This window comes from Prosthecobacter sp. GW821-HT29F12 (assembly GCF_058803405.1).
The window spans coordinates 1-18,555 of record NZ_CM179517.1; the positions used below are offsets into that span (position 1 = coordinate 1).

The 18,555-nt window shown below is 60.3% G+C and carries 15 protein-coding genes; 6 read left to right on the forward strand and 9 right to left on the reverse strand.

What is annotated here, in order from left to right; genetic code table 11:
- Positions 1–139: 139 nt before the first annotated feature.
- Genes AC3RLQ_RS00005 through ligA form a run of 3 tightly spaced genes read left to right on the forward strand, consistent with a single transcriptional unit; the run spans position 140 to position 4,597 of the window.
- Positions 140–910: an ABC transporter ATP-binding protein gene (locus tag AC3RLQ_RS00005; protein ID WP_493033158.1), complete on the forward strand. Its 771-nt coding sequence runs from the start codon at positions 140–142 to the stop codon at positions 908–910.
- On the forward strand, positions 907–2,562 hold the full coding sequence (locus AC3RLQ_RS00010; protein WP_493033160.1) for a hypothetical protein: 1,656 nt from the start codon (positions 907–909) through the stop codon (positions 2,560–2,562). The genes AC3RLQ_RS00005 and AC3RLQ_RS00010 overlap by 4 nt, the downstream gene beginning before the upstream one ends.
- 49 nt (positions 2,563–2,611) lie before the next feature.
- Complete coding sequence (gene ligA / locus AC3RLQ_RS00015; protein WP_493033162.1) at positions 2,612–4,597, forward strand: NAD-dependent DNA ligase LigA; 1,986 nt, start codon at positions 2,612–2,614, stop codon at positions 4,595–4,597.
- A 27-nt stretch (positions 4,598–4,624) separates the two neighbouring features.
- Here ligA and AC3RLQ_RS00020 read toward each other — a convergent pair whose 3' ends face one another.
- The gene (locus AC3RLQ_RS00020; RefSeq protein WP_493033164.1) at positions 4,625–6,061 is read right to left on the reverse strand and encodes an MFS transporter; all 1,437 of its coding nucleotides are present in this window, start codon (positions 6,059–6,061) and stop codon (positions 4,625–4,627) included.
- Between the two features lie 125 nt (positions 6,062–6,186).
- Between AC3RLQ_RS00020 and AC3RLQ_RS00025 the strand changes: the two genes are divergently transcribed.
- Positions 6,187–7,083, forward strand: a complete 897-nt coding sequence (locus AC3RLQ_RS00025; RefSeq protein WP_493038796.1) for a LysR family transcriptional regulator — start codon at positions 6,187–6,189, stop codon at positions 7,081–7,083.
- A gap of 18 nt (positions 7,084–7,101) precedes the next feature.
- Here AC3RLQ_RS00025 and AC3RLQ_RS00030 read toward each other — a convergent pair whose 3' ends face one another.
- The 6 genes from AC3RLQ_RS00030 to AC3RLQ_RS00055 all read right to left on the reverse strand — a co-directional run bounded on the left by AC3RLQ_RS00030 (position 7,102) and on the right by AC3RLQ_RS00055 (position 14,364).
- Complete coding sequence (locus AC3RLQ_RS00030) at positions 7,102–7,269, reverse strand: hypothetical protein (RefSeq protein ID WP_493033166.1); 168 nt, start codon at positions 7,267–7,269, stop codon at positions 7,102–7,104.
- Between the two features lie 10 nt (positions 7,270–7,279).
- Positions 7,280–9,571, reverse strand: a complete 2,292-nt coding sequence (locus AC3RLQ_RS00035) for a ribonucleotide-diphosphate reductase subunit beta (protein ID WP_493033168.1) — start codon at positions 9,569–9,571, stop codon at positions 7,280–7,282.
- A gap of 207 nt (positions 9,572–9,778) precedes the next feature.
- On the reverse strand, positions 9,779–12,439 hold the full coding sequence (locus AC3RLQ_RS00040) for an MGH1-like glycoside hydrolase domain-containing protein (protein ID WP_493033170.1): 2,661 nt from the start codon (positions 12,437–12,439) through the stop codon (positions 9,779–9,781).
- 44 nt (positions 12,440–12,483) lie between these two features.
- A complete protein-coding gene (gene rnhA, locus AC3RLQ_RS00045) occupies positions 12,484–12,990 on the reverse strand; it encodes a ribonuclease HI (RefSeq protein ID WP_493033172.1) in 507 nt (168 codons plus the stop codon).
- Positions 12,987–13,301: a DUF3817 domain-containing protein gene (locus AC3RLQ_RS00050; RefSeq protein ID WP_493033174.1), complete on the reverse strand. Its 315-nt coding sequence runs from the start codon at positions 13,299–13,301 to the stop codon at positions 12,987–12,989. The genes rnhA and AC3RLQ_RS00050 overlap by 4 nt, the downstream gene beginning before the upstream one ends.
- 94 nt (positions 13,302–13,395) lie before the next feature.
- Positions 13,396–14,364 carry a 3-hydroxy-5-phosphonooxypentane-2,4-dione thiolase gene (locus AC3RLQ_RS00055; RefSeq protein ID WP_422320280.1) on the reverse strand — a complete coding sequence of 323 codons (969 nt, stop codon included), beginning with the start codon at positions 14,362–14,364 and terminating at the stop codon, positions 13,396–13,398.
- A 115-nt stretch (positions 14,365–14,479) separates the two neighbouring features.
- Between AC3RLQ_RS00055 and ilvE the strand changes: the two genes are divergently transcribed.
- Together ilvE and AC3RLQ_RS00065 are read left to right on the forward strand one after the other, a co-directional pair.
- The gene (gene ilvE, locus AC3RLQ_RS00060) at positions 14,480–15,367 is read left to right on the forward strand and encodes a branched-chain-amino-acid transaminase (protein ID WP_422320279.1); all 888 of its coding nucleotides are present in this window, start codon (positions 14,480–14,482) and stop codon (positions 15,365–15,367) included.
- Between the two features lie 172 nt (positions 15,368–15,539).
- The gene (locus AC3RLQ_RS00065; RefSeq protein WP_493033177.1) at positions 15,540–16,247 is read left to right on the forward strand and encodes a L,D-transpeptidase family protein; all 708 of its coding nucleotides are present in this window, start codon (positions 15,540–15,542) and stop codon (positions 16,245–16,247) included.
- Positions 16,248–16,651: 404 nt separating this feature from the next.
- On the opposite strand, the gene AC3RLQ_RS00070 is transcribed toward AC3RLQ_RS00065, so the two are convergent.
- Entirely contained in the window at positions 16,652–17,968 is a 1,317-nt protein-coding gene (locus AC3RLQ_RS00070) for a sodium:proton antiporter (RefSeq protein ID WP_493033179.1), read from the reverse strand.
- Between the two features lie 92 nt (positions 17,969–18,060).
- Positions 18,061–18,540 (reverse strand): YpsA SLOG family protein, encoded by a 480-nt coding sequence (locus AC3RLQ_RS00075; RefSeq protein ID WP_493033181.1) that lies wholly within the window; start codon positions 18,538–18,540, stop codon positions 18,061–18,063.
- Between the last annotated feature and the right edge of the window lie 15 nt (positions 18,541–18,555).

Sequence of the window (18,555 nt, forward strand, 5' to 3'; positions counted from 1 at the left end):
ATTATTGAAATTACGGTAAGTATATTGAATTTAGTCTTAGCGGCAAGGGTTTTAGTTAATATCTATTAAAATTCATGCTCCTCGCGTGGGTCTCATTGCTGCCTTGCAAGCGCCCGCAGGCCATGGATGATCGGCTCCCATGATCTCCATTCAGGATCTCACCAAGCGCTTCGGCGCTCAAACTGCCGTCGATCATCTGACCTGGGAGGTGCCGCCGGGCATGATCGTGGGTCTGCTGGGGCCCAACGGGGCAGGGAAGACCACCACGCTGAAAATGGTCACCGGCATGCTGCAGCCTGACGAGGGCACGGCGCTGATCTGCGGCGTGAACGTCTCCACCCATCCCGTGGAGGCCAAGCGCCTGCTCGGCTTTGTGCCGGACTCAGGCGCGGTCTATGAATCCCTCACCGGGCTGGAATTTCTCCTGATGATCGGGGCGCTCTACGGCATCTATGAAGACGAGGCCCGGCCGCGCATCCGGCAGTTCTTGGATTTCTTTGAGCTCGATGAGCAGACGCTCACGACCAAGCTGCTAGGTGCATACTCCAAAGGCATGCGGCGCAAGGTCGTCATCACCGCCGCGCTGCTGCACAATCCCAAGGTTGTCCTGCTGGACGAGCCGCTGGACGGGCTGGATGCGAATGCCGCCGTCGGCTTTAAAGCCCTGCTGGAAACCCTGGCCCGCGAAGGCAAGACGATCGTTTACAGCTCCCATGTGCTGGATGTCGTGGAGCGCGTGTGCAATCGCGTGGCCATCATGGCGCAGGGAAAACTGCTCGTGGAAGGCTCGCCGCACGACCTTCAGCACCAGCACGGGGCGGACACGCTGGAGCAGCTCTTCACCCGGCTCACCGGCCTCAGTGGTCTGGAGGCACGCGCCGAGACCTTTGCCAAAAGCATGCTGTCATGAGCACCGCCGCCGAAAACATGCCGCACACTCATGGCCGCCGCCCCCCCTCGCCCGCGAAGGTGCTTCGCAGCCTGTTCTGGAAGCTGCTGTTCCGTGGCCGTGCAGCGCAGCAGGCAGGCATGCAGAAAACGCGGCGGCAGATGGGCCTCGGCCTGACCCTGTTCATTTACGCCCTCGTCGGCCTCATGCCCGCGCTGCTCTCAAAGTTCACGGACACCTTTGTATTTGCCTGCACGCTGCATGGCTTCACGCTGATGTTTGCCTCCCTCACACTGGCTTCCAGTGCGGGTACCATGCTCTTCATGAAAGAAGAGGCGGAGATCCTGCTGCACCGCCCCGTGACTCCACAGCAGATGCTGCGCGCCAAGTGCGCTGTGCTCGCGGGTTTTGCCTTCGTGCTTGCCCTGGCGCTGAATCTCGCCGGACTCGTCGCCGGCCCATGGAGCAGAGGTGGGACGTGGCGCTTCATCCCTGCGCATCTGTTTTCCACCGCGCTGCTCATGCTCTTCTCTGCCGCCAGCATCGTGCTGGTGTACAACGCCTGCCTCAAATGGTTCGGGCGCGAGCGTCTGGACAATTTGCTCGCCACAGTCCAGTCACTCCTCACGGTCGTGATGATCATGGGCGGGCAGATCATGCCCCGGGTGATGCAGCTGGAGGCCTTCAAGCATTTCGACCACATCACCGGCTGGATGCTGGCGCTGCCGCCGATCTGGTTCGGTGCGCTGGATGCATTGCTCAGCGGCACCACGCTCAATACTTCCACCATGTGGCTGCCTGCCGGGCTCGCAGTCGCCGTGACGGCGCTGACGAGCTGGTTGGCGCTGGAAAAGCTCGGCAGCGCCTACGGCCAGGGCCTGATGAATTTAAACGAATCCGCCGGCGCGACCAAAGAGCGTACCAAGCCTCGCGGCGTCTGGCTGGCGGCCATCGTCAAACTTCCGCTGCTGCGCTGGTGGCTGCGGGATCCCGTGGAGCGCGAGTCATTCAAGCTCACCACGGCCTACCTGTTTCGCGACCGGGAAATCAAGCTGCGGCTCTATCCCGGCATCGCACCCATGCTCATCATGCCGCTGGTCATGCTCTTCTCCGGCGGCAAGGGCGGCGCTGATGGCGCGATGATGATGCAGGGCTTTGCCACCTGCTTTCTCGGCATGATATCGCTGCAGGCCATGATGTTTCTCGGCTGTTCCGAGCATTGGCGTGCGGCGGCCTTTTTCTATGTCGCCCCGCTGCGGCACTGGAGCCCGCTGTTTCATGGCTCGCGCAAGGCCGTGCTCTGCTGGCTGAGCTTCCCCGTGCTCATCCTGCAAACCGCCCTCATCTGCGGCTTGCAGAGATCCTGGACACCCCTGGCACTCAGCCTGCCAGCCATGATGTTTCTGCCCACCTTCTCCCTCGTCACCGGCCTCATGGGCCAGTGGCTGCCATTTTCAAAACCGTCCGAAGACGTCAAGAACACCAGCGCCGGCTGCCTCATGATGGCTGCTTCCATGGCCGCCGCCGGCATCATCGGCGGTCTCTCAAGCTGGATGTGGCACATCGGCCAATTCCCCATCTTCCTAGCTCTGGAAGCACTCGTGATGCTCGGAGCCACCATCCTCATGAAATACCTCATGCGCGACACCCCTTGGGTGGCGCAGCCGGAGTAAACGATTTTTCGTTTCCCTGCGCCGCTTTGCGGCTATTCAAAGCGATACCATGACCCACGCCGAAGCCGCCAGCCGCGCCGCCTTTCTCAGCGCCGAACTTCACCGCCACAACCGCCTCTACTACGTCGAGGCTCGCCCGGAAATCAGCGATCAGCAGTTCGATGCCCTCCTGCGCGAACTCCAGGACATCGAGGCGAAATTCCCCGATCTGCAGACACCCGATTCCCCCACTCAGCGCGTCGGTGGCGCGCCCCTCGAAGGCTTCACGCAGATCACGCACACCGTGCGCATGATGAGCCTGGACAACACCTATTCGGAGGAGGAGCTCAGCGCCTTCTTCGCCCGCGTACAGAAAGGCCTCGGGCGCGAGAAAGTGGACTGCGTCATCGAGCCCAAGGTGGACGGCGTCGCCATCACCATTCGCTACGAAAACGGCATCCTGAAATACGGTGCGACGCGTGGCGATGGTCAGACCGGCGACGATGTGACGAACAACCTCAAAACCATCGGCCGCCTGCCGCTGCGACTCCCCAAAGACGGTCCGCAGAGTTTCGAAGTGCGTGGCGAGGTCTTCATGCCCAAGGCAGGCTTTGCCAAGCTCAACCAGGAACGCGAAGAAGCTGGCGAGGCCTTGTTTGCCAACCCCCGCAACTCCACCGCTGGCACCTTGAAGCTGCTGGATCCAAAGATCGTCGCCAAGCGTCCGCTCGACATCGTCTTCTACGGCTTGGTGGAAGCCAGCGCGGTGGACTCGCAGACAGATGTCTATGCACTGCTGGATGCCGCCGGACTGCGCAAGGCCGATCTCATCTGGCATGCCGACAGCGCCGAAGGTTTGCTGCACGCAATCCGTGAGCTTGATGAAAAACGCAAATCACTGCCCTACGAAACCGACGGTGCCGTGATCAAGGTCAACAGCTTCGCCGATCAGCGCGAACTCGGTGCCACCAGCAAAGCACCTCGCTGGGCTATCGCTTACAAGTATCAGCCCGAGCAGGCGGAAACCAAAATCACCGCCATCGACATCCAGGTGGGCCGCACCGGCGCTCTCACACCCGTGGCTCGCCTGGAGCCCGTCCTCGTCAGCGGCAGCACTGTCAGCAACGCGACCCTGCACAACTACGAGGAGATCGAGCGCAAGGACATCCGCGTCGGCGACACCGTCATCATCGAAAAAGCCGGCGAGATCATCCCCGCCGTCGTCTCCGTGAAAAAGGAGCTGCGGAGTGGAACTGAAACCGCCGTGCCCGTTCCTACGCACTGCCCCGTCTGCGGCACCGCCGTGCATCGCGATGAGGAGCAGGTCGTCATCCGCTGCCCCAATCCGCACTGCCCCGAAGTCGTCAAACGCCGCATCGAGCACTTCGTCAGCCGTGGGGCCATGGACATCAGCGGCCTCGGCGAATCCGTCATCGCGCAGTTGGTGGAATTGAAGCTCGTCAAGGATGTCGCTGATCTCTACGATCTCAATGAACTCTCGCTCGCCCGACTCGAACGCGTCGGCACCAAGAGCATCGACAACTACCTCAAAGCCATCGCCTCCAGCAAGCAGCAGGACCCCTGGCGGCTCGTCTTCGGCCTCGGCATCCTGCACGTCGGTGCCGGTGGTGCACGCAAGCTCATCGAGCACTTCAGCAGCATCGACGCCGTCGCCAACGCGAGCGTCGAAGATCTCACGCAATGCCCCGACATCGGAGCCATCGTCGCTCCAAGCATTCACGCCTGGTTCCGTGAGGAACACAACGTCACCCTCCTCAACCGTCTGCGCGCCGCAGGTCTTAACTTCACACAAAAGACTGTCACCGCCGCCTCCGACAAACTCAACGGCACCACCTGGGTCATCACCGGCACGCTGAGCGAAGACCGCGAAACCATCGCCGACACCATCCGCGCCAACGGCGGCAAAGTCAGCGGCAGCGTCAGTGGCAAAACCACCTACCTCCTCGCGGGTGAAGACGCCGGCAGCAAACTCGACAAAGCCACCAAACTCGGCGTGAAGATCGTGACCGAACCCGAGTTTCGCGCGATGCTTTAAACCGAAGAGGGATCATCTTGATCCCTCTTATCTTCTCCTCGCAATGACATGGCTCCCTGTCGCAAGCGCAAATGAGACGAGGCTCAAACCCGCTGCCACCGCAAAGGTCAATCGCATGCCTGCGGCAACGTCTGCGGGCGGCACCTGCGTGAGGTGAATGCTTCCTGCGGCAAAGGCGAACAACGCTCCCATGACGGAGGCCCCGGTGATGAGCCCCAGATTGCGCGACAGATTGAGCATGCCGGAAATGACACCTCGATTCTCCGGAGCGATCGTGCTCATGACGGCCGTGTTGTTCGCCGTTTGAAACAAGGCGTATCCTGCGGTGATGATGCTGATGGCCGTGATGTAGCCGCCGCTTCCAGCCGCCATGGGAAGCAAGGATTGAATCAAACAACCACCCGTCATGCCGAGCAGCCCAACGAGAGTCACCCGTCGTGTTCCAAACCTGTCCACAATGCGACCAGCGGGCGCTCCCGTCAGCGCTGCGACCAGCGGCCCGACAGACATCACCATGCCCACCACGGCCGAGTCGAGACCCAGTGCCCGCGAGAGATAAAACGGCCCGACCACCAGTGTCGTCATCACCACCGTGGAGACAATCCCGCTCATGGCCAGGTTGGCACTCAGCCGTGGATCACGAAACAAAGACAACTCGATCAAAGGCGAAGTCGCTTTCAACTCCACGCACAGGAACAGAGCGAATCCCGTGACCGCCCCCAGCAGCAGGGCAATGTTGAGCGTTCCAAATTGACCACGCCCAAGTGTCATGGCGAGCGCATAGGCCGTGAGAGTCATCGCCAGCAACAGCGTGCCCAGAGGGTCCAGACGAGGGAGTTTCTTTTCCGGCCCTCGGTGCTCCCCGGGCAGGTGCTGGCTCACCAGCAGCAAGGCCACGATGCCAAGCGGGATATTGATGAGGAAAAGCGCACGCCAGCTCCAACCAGCAATCAGCGCCCCTCCGAGCGACGGGCCAAGAGCCGTGCCAATCGCCGACATGGTGCCCAGCAGTCCCATGGCACTGCCGGTTTTTTCCTTCGGCACAATCTCACCGACAAAAGCCATCGTCAGCGCCATCATGATGGCTGCGCCGAGCCCTTGCACCGCACGGGCAGCGATCAACATCCACAGCGTGGTGGCTGCTCCTCCTACGATGGACGCCAAGGTGAAAATCAAGATGCCCGCCTGCAGCAGACGCCGCCGACCCACGATGTCTCCAAAACGTCCGGCGCTGACGATCAGCGTCGTGATGGCGAGCAGATAGGCCAGGACCACCCACTGGACTTCTTGAAACGATGCAGAAAACGCCCGGGTCAAAGACGGTAGCGCAACATTGGCGATGCTCGTGCCAAGCGACGACAGCAGCATGGAAAGCGAAAGGCCGGTGAGCGCCCAACGCACGGACGGTCGCTGTTCGGCGGTTGCAGCGATTTTCAGATCTTGGGATTCAATAAACGTCTTCATAGGGTGCGTGATTTCTGGTTGGCATGAGACGGATAGCCCTTGGACAAACATGCGGGAGACGCACGGTTTGCACTCGATTCGTGCGTTTGACGCCATGTCACCATTGAGGCATGATGTCCCCATCCATGTCGAACCCGGATCTCAATCTGCTCTTCACCCTCGATGCGCTCCTCGCAGAGGACAGCGTTGCGCGGGCGGCAAAGCGGCTGCGGCTAAGCCCCTCAGCGATGAGTCGGGCGCTGGGAAGATTGCGTGATGCAACGGGCGATCCTCTGCTGGTCCGCGCTGGCCGTGGTTTGGTCCCCACTCCTCGCGCACTCGAACTCCGCGAGCGAGTCCGGCAACTGGTGCAAGAGTGCGAAACAGTCTTGCGCCCCGCCTCGAAGCTGGACTTCAAACGTCTGGTCCGCACGTTCACCCTTCGCACCAGCGAGGGATGGGTGGAAAATTTCGCCCCCGTCCTCATCGCCCGCTGCGCTGCGGAAGCCCCTGGTGTGCGGATGCGCTTCGTACCCAAGCCAGACAAAGGCAGCACTCCTCTGCGTGAAGGTGCGGTCGATCTGGAAACAGGCGTGGTGGACGAATCCACGGGGCCAGAATTACGGGCGCAGGCCTTGTTCCGCGACCGCCTCGTCGGCGTCGTGCGCATGGGGCACCCGCTTTGCAAAGGGCGGATCACTCCCTCCCGCTACGCTGCCGGAAAGCACATTCTGGTATCCCGCGAAGGACACGAAACCGGCCCGATAGATGACGCTTTGAAACCACTTGGTTTGCAGCGGGCGATCGCCACGATTGTCAGCGGCTTTGCGACCGCAGTGGCCCTGGCCCGGGACAGCGAGTTGATCGCGAGTGTTCCTGAACGGCACACCGCCAGCCTGCGCATTGGAATGCATGCCTTCGCCCTGCCAGTGACCGTGCCAGAGTTCACCGTGTCGATGCTCTGGCATCCGCGATTGGATGCGGATGCCGCTCATCGCTGGCTACGCGATCAAGTACGAGCGGTTTGCTCGGCCAGGCGCTGAAACCGCCCTCTGCAACGCTTACTCGCAGCCGCCTTCGCAGACGATGCCGTGGATTGCATCTTGCTGGCGGGGGGCGAGCTGAACGTCACTGAAATCGAGATCGTCATCGATGCCGGGAGGCACGGCGGATGTCGGGGGCGATGTCGGTTCCGTCTGAGGGGCTGATGTGGATGTTTCGTTGTTCATGGCAGGTGGGTTAAAAATCGTCGTCGTCACAGGGTTTCAGGTAGCTGCTGCTCATGCTGAGAGCGGTTGTCTCCTTCAGGTGCATGGGCTCAGGCAGCCAGGGCAGCGGGTTCTTGGTGTCTGGAGTGAGCATGGGCAGGCCGCAGCCCCTGAGCCGGCAATTCGCGGTGTGGTCGATAAAGCGTTCATAGTCCTCTCCCTTGAGGCTCAGGGCCTTCATAGGCAGACCCTGGCGAATCAGATCTTTCTCCAGCGCGGCCGCTTCCTGCATGATGCCCAGAAGTTCTTCCCGAAAGACCGGGTCATTGATCGCAGGATTCTCCTCCAGCAGGTCCAGGAAGAGCAGGCGGAAGAACTCGGTGTAATGGGCCTCGTCCCGCAGGAGATTCGAGAGAACCTGGCGGAAGCCGGCAAAACGGTTGAGTTGCTGCAGGCTCATGATGGACCCAAACAGGCCGAAGAACTGAAGTCCCTTCATGCACTGCCCAAACACGAAAAGACTGCGCGCCAGCAGCTTCAGATTTTCAATCCGCGTCAGGTCCATGCCACGCTGAAGGCCGCTGGTGTGCTTCGTGACAAACGCCTCCTTCCGGGAGATCAAAGGTGAGGTCAGGCAAAGAGCCTCACACTCATGGATGTTCACGCCAAGTGTGAAGGCGGCATGGACCAGAGCTTCGATGCGGATGTTGTCGTCATGCGTTTCGCGCCCGAGCACGAGTTTGAGCTCCGGCGCGGTCACCAGCGTGCGCACCACATGCTGAAGCTCCGCTCCAGCCATTTTGCGTGACGTTGCCATCCAGCCGATGGCCAGTTGGAGGATCGAACGCTCGCCGGCGCTCAGGTCGGCCGCGTGCCATTGCTCGATGTCCGTCTGCATCTGAATGTCCGGACTCAGCGGCCCCCAGTGGTCGGCTTTCATCTCCTTGTAGAGTTCGTACGCCCAGGGGTATTTGAGCGGCAGCAGATTGAAGGTCATCGTCTCTCGTCCGTTGACCACACGCTTGGATGCAAAGGCGAGTTTCGCTTTCGCCTTGTCGAGCAGGAACACGCGGTTGCCGATCTGGCAGGTGGTTTTCTCCGAGGTGGCTCGCAGGGTCGGCTCGCCCTGATACGCCGTGACAGCAGGAGCTGCATTCGCGGGCTCTGGCATCGGCGTTGCGGAATTCGTCGCGGCTGGCCACAGTTGCTTCAGTTCTGCGTAGCTCTCGCGTTCAGCCGCCCCATCAGATGGGAAGATCTCCGAGATGAAGCCGGCGACTTTTTGGTAGTCGGTCACTTTCCCTTCAAAGAAGTTCTGCTCCTTGCGCATGAAAATGACTTCATCCAGCCATGGCAGCGGATCTTGAATCCCGGGATGGAGCTCCGGCAGGCCGCAGCCCCGCAGACGGCGGTCGGCGATGAAATCGGTGTAGCGCTCAAACTCCGCCATCGTCAGGCCCACGGCGTTGACCGGCAGGCAGTCGCGGATGAACTCCTTTTCCAGCGCCACGCCCTCTCGCATAATCTGCACCAGCTCATCCCGGAAGGCAGCGGTGCAAATCTCCGGATTCTCCCGCAGCAGGTCCAGGAACAGATGGCGGAAGACCTCGATGTGGTTCGACTCATCACGCAGCGTGTAGCGGAACATCTGGCCGATGCCCGGAAACTTGCCCTGACGATAGAGGCTGAGGATCATGCCAAACAGGCCGTAAAACTGCGTGCCCTCCATGCACTGGCCGAAGACAAACATGTTTTTGGCCAGCAACTGCTTGCCCGCGACGGAGGTCAGGTCAAGGTCGCTGCGCAGGTTGTTCGAATGCCGCGTCACGAACTCGTTCTTTTTCACGATCGAAGGTATCTGCTCAAACATCGCCTCGCACTCATGGGGATCGATGCCCAGCGAGGAGATCATGTACAGCAGGCTGTCGGCATGGATGTTCTCCTCATGCGCATGCCGGCCCAGCACGAGTTTCAATTCGGGCGCTGAAACAAGGTCCCTCACCACATGCTGAATGTTGTCCCCGACGATCCCCTCGGCCGCGCTGAAATAGCCGATGCCCATCATGATGATCCAGCGCTCATTGGGGGTGATCTGCTCGGAGCGCCACTGCTCCACGTCCCGCTGCATCTGGATGTCCTCCGGCTCCCAATGGTTCGCCATCATTGCGGCGTACTTTTCAAAGGCCCACTCATACTTCACCGGAAACAGGTCAAATCCCGCGTACGGCGTGCCATTGATCACCCGTTTTCCAGCCAGCGCCTGCTCCGCTTTTTGCTGTGTGAGGGTGAAATCGTGGTGTCTGACGGCGTAAATTTTGTCCATGGAGGCTTTAAAGGAAAGAAACTGGAATATACAACATATGGTGTGTGAATAAATAATATTGTCAATATATGGTGTTTTATTGCTGTGAATAAATGCTTTTATAGCCAAGTGCGACCGCAGCTGACTGCCTGATAATCAGCGTTTTCCGATGATTCCGGACTGTGGGAATGGAGCGTCCGTCCTTCCCCAGAACGTCCTTGAGTTGCTTTAGCTCTTCCTCACCAGTCGCGCCACCAGCGCCGTCCATCCCGTCTGATGCGAGGCCCCGCAGCCTCGGCCGGTGTCGGCATGAAAATACTCATGGAAGAGAAGCAGGTCCTTCCAGGCGGGATCGCCAGCATAGCGGGCATCGCCATTGTGGCAGGGGCGGTGGCCGGTGGCGTCAGGTTCAAAGAGGCGGCACAAACGCCGGGAAATCTCGTTGGCCGCACCTTGCAGCGTCACCCGTTTGCCGCTGCCAGTGGGCAGTTCCACGGTGAAGTCGTTGCCATAGAAATGATGGTAACGTTCTAGCGCTTCAACGATCAGGTAGGCGATGGGAAACCACACCGGTCCGCGCCAGTTCGAGTTGCCGCCAAACATATGGCTGTCGCTTTCTCCCGGCACGTAGCTCACCGTCAGGTCGCCACCGTTGAGGTGCAGCCTATAAGGATGCGCTTCATGATGTTTGGAAAGGGACCGAATGCCGAAAGGTGACAAAAACTCCTTCTCATCCAGCAGGTAGCCAAGCAGCCGCTCCAGGCGCTCACGCGAAGGAATCGCCAGCAGTCGGTGCCCATGCGTGCCCCCCTTCACACAATAGCTCACATGATGGGCAAGGTCGGCGCGATGATGCAGAAACCAGTCCATGCGCTTCTTGAATCCCGGCAGCTTGGCGATGCGCCCTTCATCCAGCAATTCCACCGCGATGAGCGGCAGGAGGCCCACCAGCGAGCGTGTGCGCAGCGGAATGGCGGGCCTTCCATCATCATGCAGTTCATCATAATAAAAGCCGTCGGTCTCATCCCACAAACCCTCGTCACCGATGTTGTTGATGGCATCGACGATCTGCACGAAGTGCTCGAAAAATTTCGACGCCATGTCCTCATACGCGGTGTTCACCGTGCCGTCGGACCGCTGCGCGAGTTCCAGCGCCATGTTCAGCATGGTCAGCGCATAGAAGGCCATCCACGCCGTGCCGTCCGCCTGCTCCAGCCGCTGCCCGTCCGGCAGTGGCTGCGATCGGTCAAAGATGCCGATGTTGTCCAGGCCGAGGAAGCCGCCCGCAAAAAGGTTGTGCCCTTCGCTGTCCTTGCGGTTCACCCACCAGGTGAAGTTCAGCAGCAGCTTTTGAAAACAGCGCTCCAAAAACTCCCGGTCACGCTCTCCAGCAGGCGCGGTGATTTTATACACACGCCAGCAGGCCCACGCATGCACCGGCGGATTCACATCGTTGAACTTCCACTCGTAGGCTGGGATCTGGCCGTTCGGCTGCATGTACCATTCCCGCAGAAAGAGCAGCAGTTGCTCCTTGGCAAAGTCCGGGTCCAGCTCCGCAAACGGCAGCATGTGAAAAGCGGCGTCCCACGCGGCGAACCACGGATATTCCCACTTGTCCGGCATGGACAGCACATCACGCGCATACAAATGCTGCCAATGATGATTGCGGCCAGACAGCCGTGCTTCGGGTGGCGGCGGAAACGCTGGGTCTCCCTGCAGCCACTCCGACACCACGTAATAGTAAAATTGCTTCGACCACAGCAGTCCGGCCAGTGCCTGTCGCTGGATCTGCGCCTGCACCGGATTCAAGGCGATGATCGTCTGGTAAAACGCATCCGCCTCTTGAATGCGCTGCGCAAACACAGCATCAAATTCCGTGGGCGTTGTCATCGCTCGCTCACACAGGCGCAGCTTCAGCGTCACACTTCCGCCCGCAGGAATGTTCAGCCGATACAATGCGGACGCCTTCGTCCCGGTTTGCGCCGGATTCACCGCATCGCTCTCGCCCCCGATCACATAACGATGAAACGCATCCTTGGTGTAGGGCGATGCATTGGGCGAATCAAACAGCAGCTTCTGATTCGTCTCGTTCTCCGTGAAGAGCCACTGCGGCTGCACACCGTCACTCGAAGCCATCGCCTGCAAGCAATGCTGGCCGAGATCATCCGCCATCGGAGATTTCATACCAAGATGCGTCGCTTCCACCATGCCGTCCCCGAGCGTGAGCTGCGGCCGGGCCGAGCCTTCTTCCCAGGACCAGGTGTTGCGATACCAAAGCGTGGGCAGCACATCCAGCGCTGAAGCCTCCGGGCCGCGATTGTGCACCGTGATGCGGATGCAGATGTCCTCAGCCGCCGCCTTCGCATATTCCACGAAGACATCAAAGTAGCGCTCCTCGGCGAACGCCTCCGTGTCGGTGATTTCAAACTCAGGATCCGTCAGCCCGCGCCGCGCATTTTCATCTACCAGCTGCTGGTAGGGAAACTCGCCCTGCGGGTATTTGTACAACGCCTTCATGTAGGAATGCGTCGGCGTGGAGTCCAGGTAGTAGTACAGCTCCTTCACATCCTCGCCGTGATTCCCCTGCGGCCCGGTCAGTCCATAGAGCCGCTCTTTGAGAATGGGGTCGCGGTGATTCCACAGCGCCAGCGCAAAGCACAGCCGGCACTGGCGGTCCGTGATGCCCAGCAGTCCGTCCTCGCCCCAGCGGTAGGCGCGTGAACGAGCCTGCTCATGCGGAAAAGAAGTCCACGCCTCGCCATCCGCCGAATAGTCCTCACGCACGGTGGACCACTGCCGCTCGGCCAGATACGGCCCCCAGCGCTTCCAGTTGGCATGGCGCTCGCGGTCAGCGCGCAGGCGTTCATGTTCTGGAGTGATGGTGGACATGCGTGTGAGTGTTTAGTTCATGCCCACTGCAGTGCAAGCGTCCCTCAGAGCAGTTGCGCTTCGGCCTCCGCCTTAAACTCCTCAAGAAACCTCCTCAATTGCTGCGGCGTGTGCGCAGCTTTGACCGCGGCAATGGCTTCATTCGCCAGCTCGTCGCAGCGTTCGTTTTCAGTATGTCCCGCATGGCCTTTGACCCAGTGCCACTCGATTTTGTGCATGGCCGTGGCCGCATCGAGTTCACGCCAGAGGTCGGCGTTTTTCACCGCCTGCTTGTTGCTGGTGCGCCAGCCGTTGCGCTTCCACCCGGATATCCATTGGCTGATGCCCTGGCGCACATACTGCGAGTCGGTGTGGAAATCGATCTGGCATGGCTCTTTGAGAATGCGCAGCGCCTCGATCGCCGCCTGCAGTTCCATGCGGTTGTTCGTGGTGGCCGGCACACCGCCTTTGAGTTCACGCACATGCTTGCCATAGGCCAGCACAGCCGCCCAGCCACCAGGGCCTGGGTTGCCATGGCAGCCGCCGTCGGAATGAATGAGTACCTTCTTCACGCCGGCGTCTGGGTGGAGTCCTCCGCCGCCCACGCACGCATGCGGCGGTCGATGAAAAAGGGCACAAACGGCAGCAGCGAGGCGATAAACACCAGCACCGCCCGGCTGAACGGCCACCCCGTGTGCATCAGCACCCGCCACAGCGCGATGCAGAAGATCACAAACAGCCCGCCATGCACCGAGCCCACGATCTTGACCGCCAGCGGCATGCCCCAGGCATACTTCAGCGGCATGGCCACGAAGAGCAGGATCAAATACGACGTGGCTTCGAGCAGGCCGACGCTGCGCAGAAAGGAGACAGGGTGTTTCATCACTGGGGCTGTAGCACGGGTTCTCAGTTTCTCGAAAGCAAAAACTCCGACCGCCTTGCGGCGGTCGGAGTTTTGAAACGAATTCGAAGACAGCTTACTTCTTGCGCAGCTCCTTCTTCTTCAGGTCGTTGTATAATTCGAAGGCCTTGTTCGCATTCAGCCCACCATGGACCACGCCTTGCACCGCCTGCATCATGGAGACCGGAGCATCGCTCTGGAAGATGTTGCGGCCCATGTCCACGCCGCTCGCACCCTGCTTGATGGCGTTGGCGCACATCTTCAGCGCGTCGAGCTCAGGCAGCTTCTTGCCACCGGCGATCACGATCGGCACCGGGCAGCAGCTCGTCACCGTGTCGAATTCCTTCTCGGTGTAGTAGCACTTCACCACGTTTGCTCCCAGTTCCGCCATGATGCGGGTGGCGAGGCGGAAATACTGCGGCGTGCGGGCCATCGCACGACCCACGGCGGTCACGCCCATGACGGCGATGCCGTAGCGGCTGGCTGCATCCACCAAATCCGTCAAATTCTTCAAAGACTGGCGCTCATACGCGCTGCCGATGAACACCTGCACAGCGAGGATGCTGGCGTTGAGGCGGATGGCCTCTTCGATGTTGAGAGCGGTGCTCTCATTGGAAAGAGGCTCAAAACCGGGGCGGGCGAACTTGGCTTTCTTGCCGTCGATCTCGCCTTCCCACTCTTCCATCGGGCTGATCATCGAGGTGCCGCCGGAGGCGCGCAGCGCGATGGCCTTGGTGGTGGAGGCAGGAATGACGGAGCGCTGGATGCCGCGGGTGAGCATGAGGCAGTCGGCGTACGGGGCCAGGGGGAGGATGGTTTGGTCCACGCGCTCCAGACCGGTGGTCGGGCCCTGGAAGTAGCCATGGTCAAAGGCGAGCATGACGGTGCGGCCGTCCTTGGGGTTGAAAACCTTCGCGAGGCGGTTTTTGAGGCCCCAGTCATACTGGTGGCAGCCCTTGAGGAAGAAGCCGGGGGCCTCCTGGGGGACGTCGGTGAAGAATTCCTTTTCCTTTTTGTCTGCAGCGCTGGTTTGGATGTCGGCCATGGTAATTTCTGGGGTGCGGGTTAAACGGGGCGCGCAGGATGAGCGCGATTCGGTCCTGCGCAAGCACATTGCCAGCGCTTGCAAAACCCTTCTGCCTGTGGATTCTACGCGCCCCATGTCCGCGAATCTACTCATTTACCTTGATGGCAAGCTTGTTCCTGAATCCGAGGCGAAGATCTCCGTCTTCGACCACGGCCTGCTTTATGGGGATGGCGTATTCGAGGGCATCCGCATCTACAATGGTCGCGTGTTCCGCCTGACCGAGCATCTGCACCGCCTCTACGACTGCGCCAAGGCCATCTGCCTCACCGTGCCCATCCCGTTTGAGGAAATGGAAAAAGCCACGCTCGACACCGTGGCCGCCAACAATCTGCGCGACGGCTACATCCGCCTCGTCATCACACGCGGCGTGGGCTCCCTCGGTTTGAATCCCTACCAGTGCCCGAAGGCCAGCGTCTTCATCATCGCCAGCAGCATCACGCTGTATCCGGCAGAGCGTTATGAGAAGGGCCTGGAGCTCATCACCTGCGGCACCCGCCGTCCGAATTCCGCCGCTCTCAGCCCCCAGGTCAAGAGCCTGAACTACCTCAACAACATCATGGCCAAAATCGAGTGTCTCCAGGCTGGCTGCGACGAGGGCATCATGCTCAACGATCAGGGCTTCGTCTCCGAATGCACTGGCGACAACGTCTTCATCGTGAAAAACGGCAAGGTCACCACCCCGCCGATCTCCTCCGGCGCTCTGGACGGCATCACCCGCCGTGCCGTCATGGAAATCCTCGCCGAAATGGGCCAGCCCTGCACCGAGGCCGTCATGACCCGCTTTGACATTTACACCGCAGACGAATGCTTCCTCACCGGCACCGCCGCTGAAGTCATCCCCGCCGTGAAGTATGACCGCCGCCCCATCGGCGACGGCACCCCCGGCAAACTGACGCAGGAGCTGACCAAGCGCTTCAAGGCGCTGGCAAACAGCACCGGCACGCCGGTCACGTATGCATGAGGTCGCGGTGGCTGCGCCAAATTCCGGTTGGAAGATGGCGCGCTAAATGCAAGTTTCCCCAAGAATGAATCAGAAGAATCCATTCGCCCGCTGCTGCAGAGGGCTGCTGCTGCTGGGATGGTCCCTGACCGCTATCAGCTGTTCAAGCTCGAAGCCGGTCGCGGAAAATCCAATGAGCAGCCGCGCCTGGTGGAAGGGCGATGGCGTCGTGGGCAGTCCCCGGATCGTCATCAATCTCAGCACCCAGCGTGTGCAGTATTACAAGGGCAAGGAACTCGTCGGGGTCTCGCCGATCTCATCAGGTCGTGAGAGCCATGGCACGGTGACCGGTTCATACAGCATCTTGGACAAGGACATCGACCATCGTTCCTCGCTCTTCGGCTCCTACGTGGACAAGGACGGGAATGTGGTTCAGGGAGATGTGGACACCCGCACCGATCCTGCCCCACCGGGCACGAAGTACATCGGCGCCAACATGCGCTATTTCATGCGCATCGTCGGCGGCATCGGCATGCATGAGGGCTATCTTCCCGGGTATCCGGCCTCGCACGGCTGCATTCGGCTGCCCACCAAAATGGCCGCCATCTTCTTCAAGGAAACGCCGCCGGGAACACCTGTCCAAATCATCGGACAAAGCTCGCTCGCCGCCACGGAAAGCGCGATTCCTATCGGCGTCGAAACGATTCCCGATGTGGCTACGGCGGAGCCCAAACGTCCTGCCAAAAAAACGAAAGTTGCAGCGGCTGCAGAAGCGAAGCCGAAGCCAGCAGCAAAGCCCAAAACAACGGTGCGCCGGGCGATTGTGGATGCCAGCAAGCCTTCATGGTTCAAATGGACCCGCAGACCCCCGCGCGGTGCCACCATCTATTTGAACGAGTAGCCCGTTCGATTTCGGAATCGTAAACCGAACTTCCAAGTTCGGTGAGCGGGAACCGAAATGGTAGGTGACTATTCAGTCCCCCTCTAAAGTCGGCATGGTGAGGGGCGGCCGATGTGCGCTCCCGCGCATTTTCAGTTGCCCCCTCACTCAACCTTTGACTTCCGCTATCTTCGCTTCGCTACGGTTCTCCGAAGAAAGCATGCCCCAAGCCATACCCTCCTCGGAAAAGGGGAGCGCATTGCGGCTCCGATGAAGTTTCCAAGTGCTCCAACGCGAATCTCCTCTCCCCGTCCAAGGCACCGCTGCTCCACATCTCTTTCGGGGAGAGGCTGGGTGAGGGGAGAGATTTCGGGAGAGTACTTTGGCCTCCGCAGGGACCTGAAAAGTTACTTTGGAACTTCGGTTCACTTCACCATGATCCACCCCACCAAGATGAGAATGGGCAGCAGGATGGGAATCGAGAAGCGGAACATGTAGGCCAGGAAAGAGGGCGCATGGACCTTGGATTTGTCCGCGATCGCTTTCACCATGAAATTGGGACCATTGCCGATGTAGCTGCCCGCTCCGAAGAACACCGCGCCCAGCGAGATGGCGATGAGATGCGGCGCATGCTCGGCCGCGAACTTTATCACGTCGGCCGGGGAATCGACGGAGAGATGCTCCTGGCCCATCGAGGCGGCGAGGAAGGAAAGGTAGGTGGGGGCGTTGTCCAGGAAGGCGGAAAGCGCACCCGTGGTGAAATAATACTGCATGGGCGAGTTGATCTGCAGCGCCTCGCCGCTCTGCAGGATCTGCAGCGCGGGGATCATGGTGAGGAAGATGCCGACGAAGAGAAAACCGACTTCCTTGACCGGGCCGAAATTGAAGTCATTTGCGTCATGCACCTCCGGCTTGGTTGTGTAGTAGGAGGCCACGGCTGCGGCAAACATGATCAGGGCGGGGATGGAGAAGACACCGAGCAGGGTGGTCTCCTGAACGCTCTTCGGCAGAAAGACCGCCGCAAGCACCACACCGAGCCACAGGATGTTCAGCAGGCCGCGGAAGAGCCAGTCTTCATGCGCTGTTTCCATTTCACGAATTTCCTTGGGGATGCGGGAGAAGTTGCGCGTGTCGAAGATGAAGAAAACGACGAGCAGCAGGGTGACGGCAAGCGCCCAGGCCTGCCAGCAATGCTGCAGCACCCAGAAGAAGGAAACGCCACGTAAAAAGCCAAGGAAGAGCGGCGGATCGCCGATGGGGGTGAGGCAGCCGCCGACGTTGCTGATGATGAAGATGAAGAAGACGATGTGGAAATGGGTGATGCGGAACTTGTTCATCTTGATCCACGGACGGATCAGGAGCATCGAGGCTCCGGTGGTTCCGATGAAGTTGGCCAGCACGGCTCCGATGAGGAGATAGAGGGTGTTGACGAACGGGGTGGCCTCGCCCTTGACTCGGATGTTGATGCCGCCCGAGATGACGAAGAGGGAGCCCACCAGGGCCATGAAGCTGACGTATTCATGCGCGGCGTGGTGCAGCGGGTGCCAGTCGTGCTGGACAAAGGCGTAGTAGGCGGTGGTGACCAGGCCCAGCCCCACGGCGACCTTTGGGTAGTGATGCTCCCAAAAGTGCGCCGCAAAGAGCGGCATCAGGGCGATGCAGAGCAGCAGGATGGCAAACGGTGCCAGCATTCCCATGGGGGGCAGTGCGGCATGAGCTGGGGCGTTGGCGAGAATAAGCATGCGGTGTGGGGGCTGGAGGTCAGTGCAGGATAGTATGCGCAATCGGTGTGCCGAAAGCTGTAAAATCCTCGTCAAAGGGGCATGTGGCGGGCTTATTCCGGACGGCGGTCCAGAATGCCCTTGGCCTTCTCAAGTTCGCCGATCGCCCAGTCGCTGATGCCGGGTTCGTCGGTGTCTGCGGACCCGGTGATGTGCATGCGCCGGATGTAATACTTGTCCATGAACGCCACGATCTTCTCTGAAACACCGAGGATGCCGCGGTGCACATGAAGTACAGGCTTTTTCAGCTTTCGGGCGGTGCTGACGGCCTTCTGGGCGGTGCCTGCGGCCTTGGCGGCGAGGGTAAAGACCAGGGTGGCTTCAGCATCACGCACGTTGGAACTGACGGCCTCCAGCACGTTCTCCGTCTCGCCTTCCTTGAGCTTGTAGCGCGGGTCCAGCGGTTCCGCAGATCCGAGCAGGCCCTTCGGGCACCAGCCGCCGTGCGGACATTCGTATTTCAACGCCCACTCCAGAGCGGCGCGTTCGACGCCCATCTGGGCGCCGGTGATGATGACAAGTTTGAAAGCCATGGAACGTTCAGAAGA

What these genes read in the sequence shown, in the direction of transcription:
- AC3RLQ_RS00005 (WP_493033158.1), top strand. Translation starts at nt 140, where the DNA reads ATGATCTCCATTCAGGATCTCACCAAGCGCTTCGGCGCTCAAACTGCC.
- AC3RLQ_RS00010 (WP_493033160.1), top strand. Translation starts at nt 907, where the DNA reads ATGAGCACCGCCGCCGAAAACATGCCGCACACTCATGGCCGCCGCCCC.
- ligA (WP_493033162.1), top strand. Translation starts at nt 2,612, where the DNA reads ATGACCCACGCCGAAGCCGCCAGCCGCGCCGCCTTTCTCAGCGCCGAA.
- AC3RLQ_RS00020 (WP_493033164.1), bottom strand. Translation starts at nt 6,061, where the DNA reads ATGAAGACGTTTATTGAATCCCAAGATCTGAAAATCGCTGCAACCGCC.
- AC3RLQ_RS00025 (WP_493038796.1), top strand. Translation starts at nt 6,187, where the DNA reads ATGTCGAACCCGGATCTCAATCTGCTCTTCACCCTCGATGCGCTCCTC.
- AC3RLQ_RS00030 (WP_493033166.1), bottom strand. Translation starts at nt 7,269, where the DNA reads ATGAACAACGAAACATCCACATCAGCCCCTCAGACGGAACCGACATCG.
- AC3RLQ_RS00035 (WP_493033168.1), bottom strand. Translation starts at nt 9,571, where the DNA reads ATGGACAAAATTTACGCCGTCAGACACCACGATTTCACCCTCACACAG.
- AC3RLQ_RS00040 (WP_493033170.1), bottom strand. Translation starts at nt 12,439, where the DNA reads ATGTCCACCATCACTCCAGAACATGAACGCCTGCGCGCTGACCGCGAG.
- AC3RLQ_RS00050 (WP_493033174.1), bottom strand. Translation starts at nt 13,301, where the DNA reads ATGAAACACCCTGTCTCCTTTCTGCGCAGCGTCGGCCTGCTCGAAGCC.
- AC3RLQ_RS00055 (WP_422320280.1), bottom strand. Translation starts at nt 14,364, where the DNA reads ATGGCCGACATCCAAACCAGCGCTGCAGACAAAAAGGAAAAGGAATTC.
- ilvE (WP_422320279.1), top strand. Translation starts at nt 14,480, where the DNA reads ATGTCCGCGAATCTACTCATTTACCTTGATGGCAAGCTTGTTCCTGAA.
- AC3RLQ_RS00065 (WP_493033177.1), top strand. Translation starts at nt 15,540, where the DNA reads ATGAGCAGCCGCGCCTGGTGGAAGGGCGATGGCGTCGTGGGCAGTCCC.
- AC3RLQ_RS00070 (WP_493033179.1), bottom strand. Translation starts at nt 17,968, where the DNA reads ATGCTTATTCTCGCCAACGCCCCAGCTCATGCCGCACTGCCCCCCATG.
- AC3RLQ_RS00075 (WP_493033181.1), bottom strand. Translation starts at nt 18,540, where the DNA reads ATGGCTTTCAAACTTGTCATCATCACCGGCGCCCAGATGGGCGTCGAA.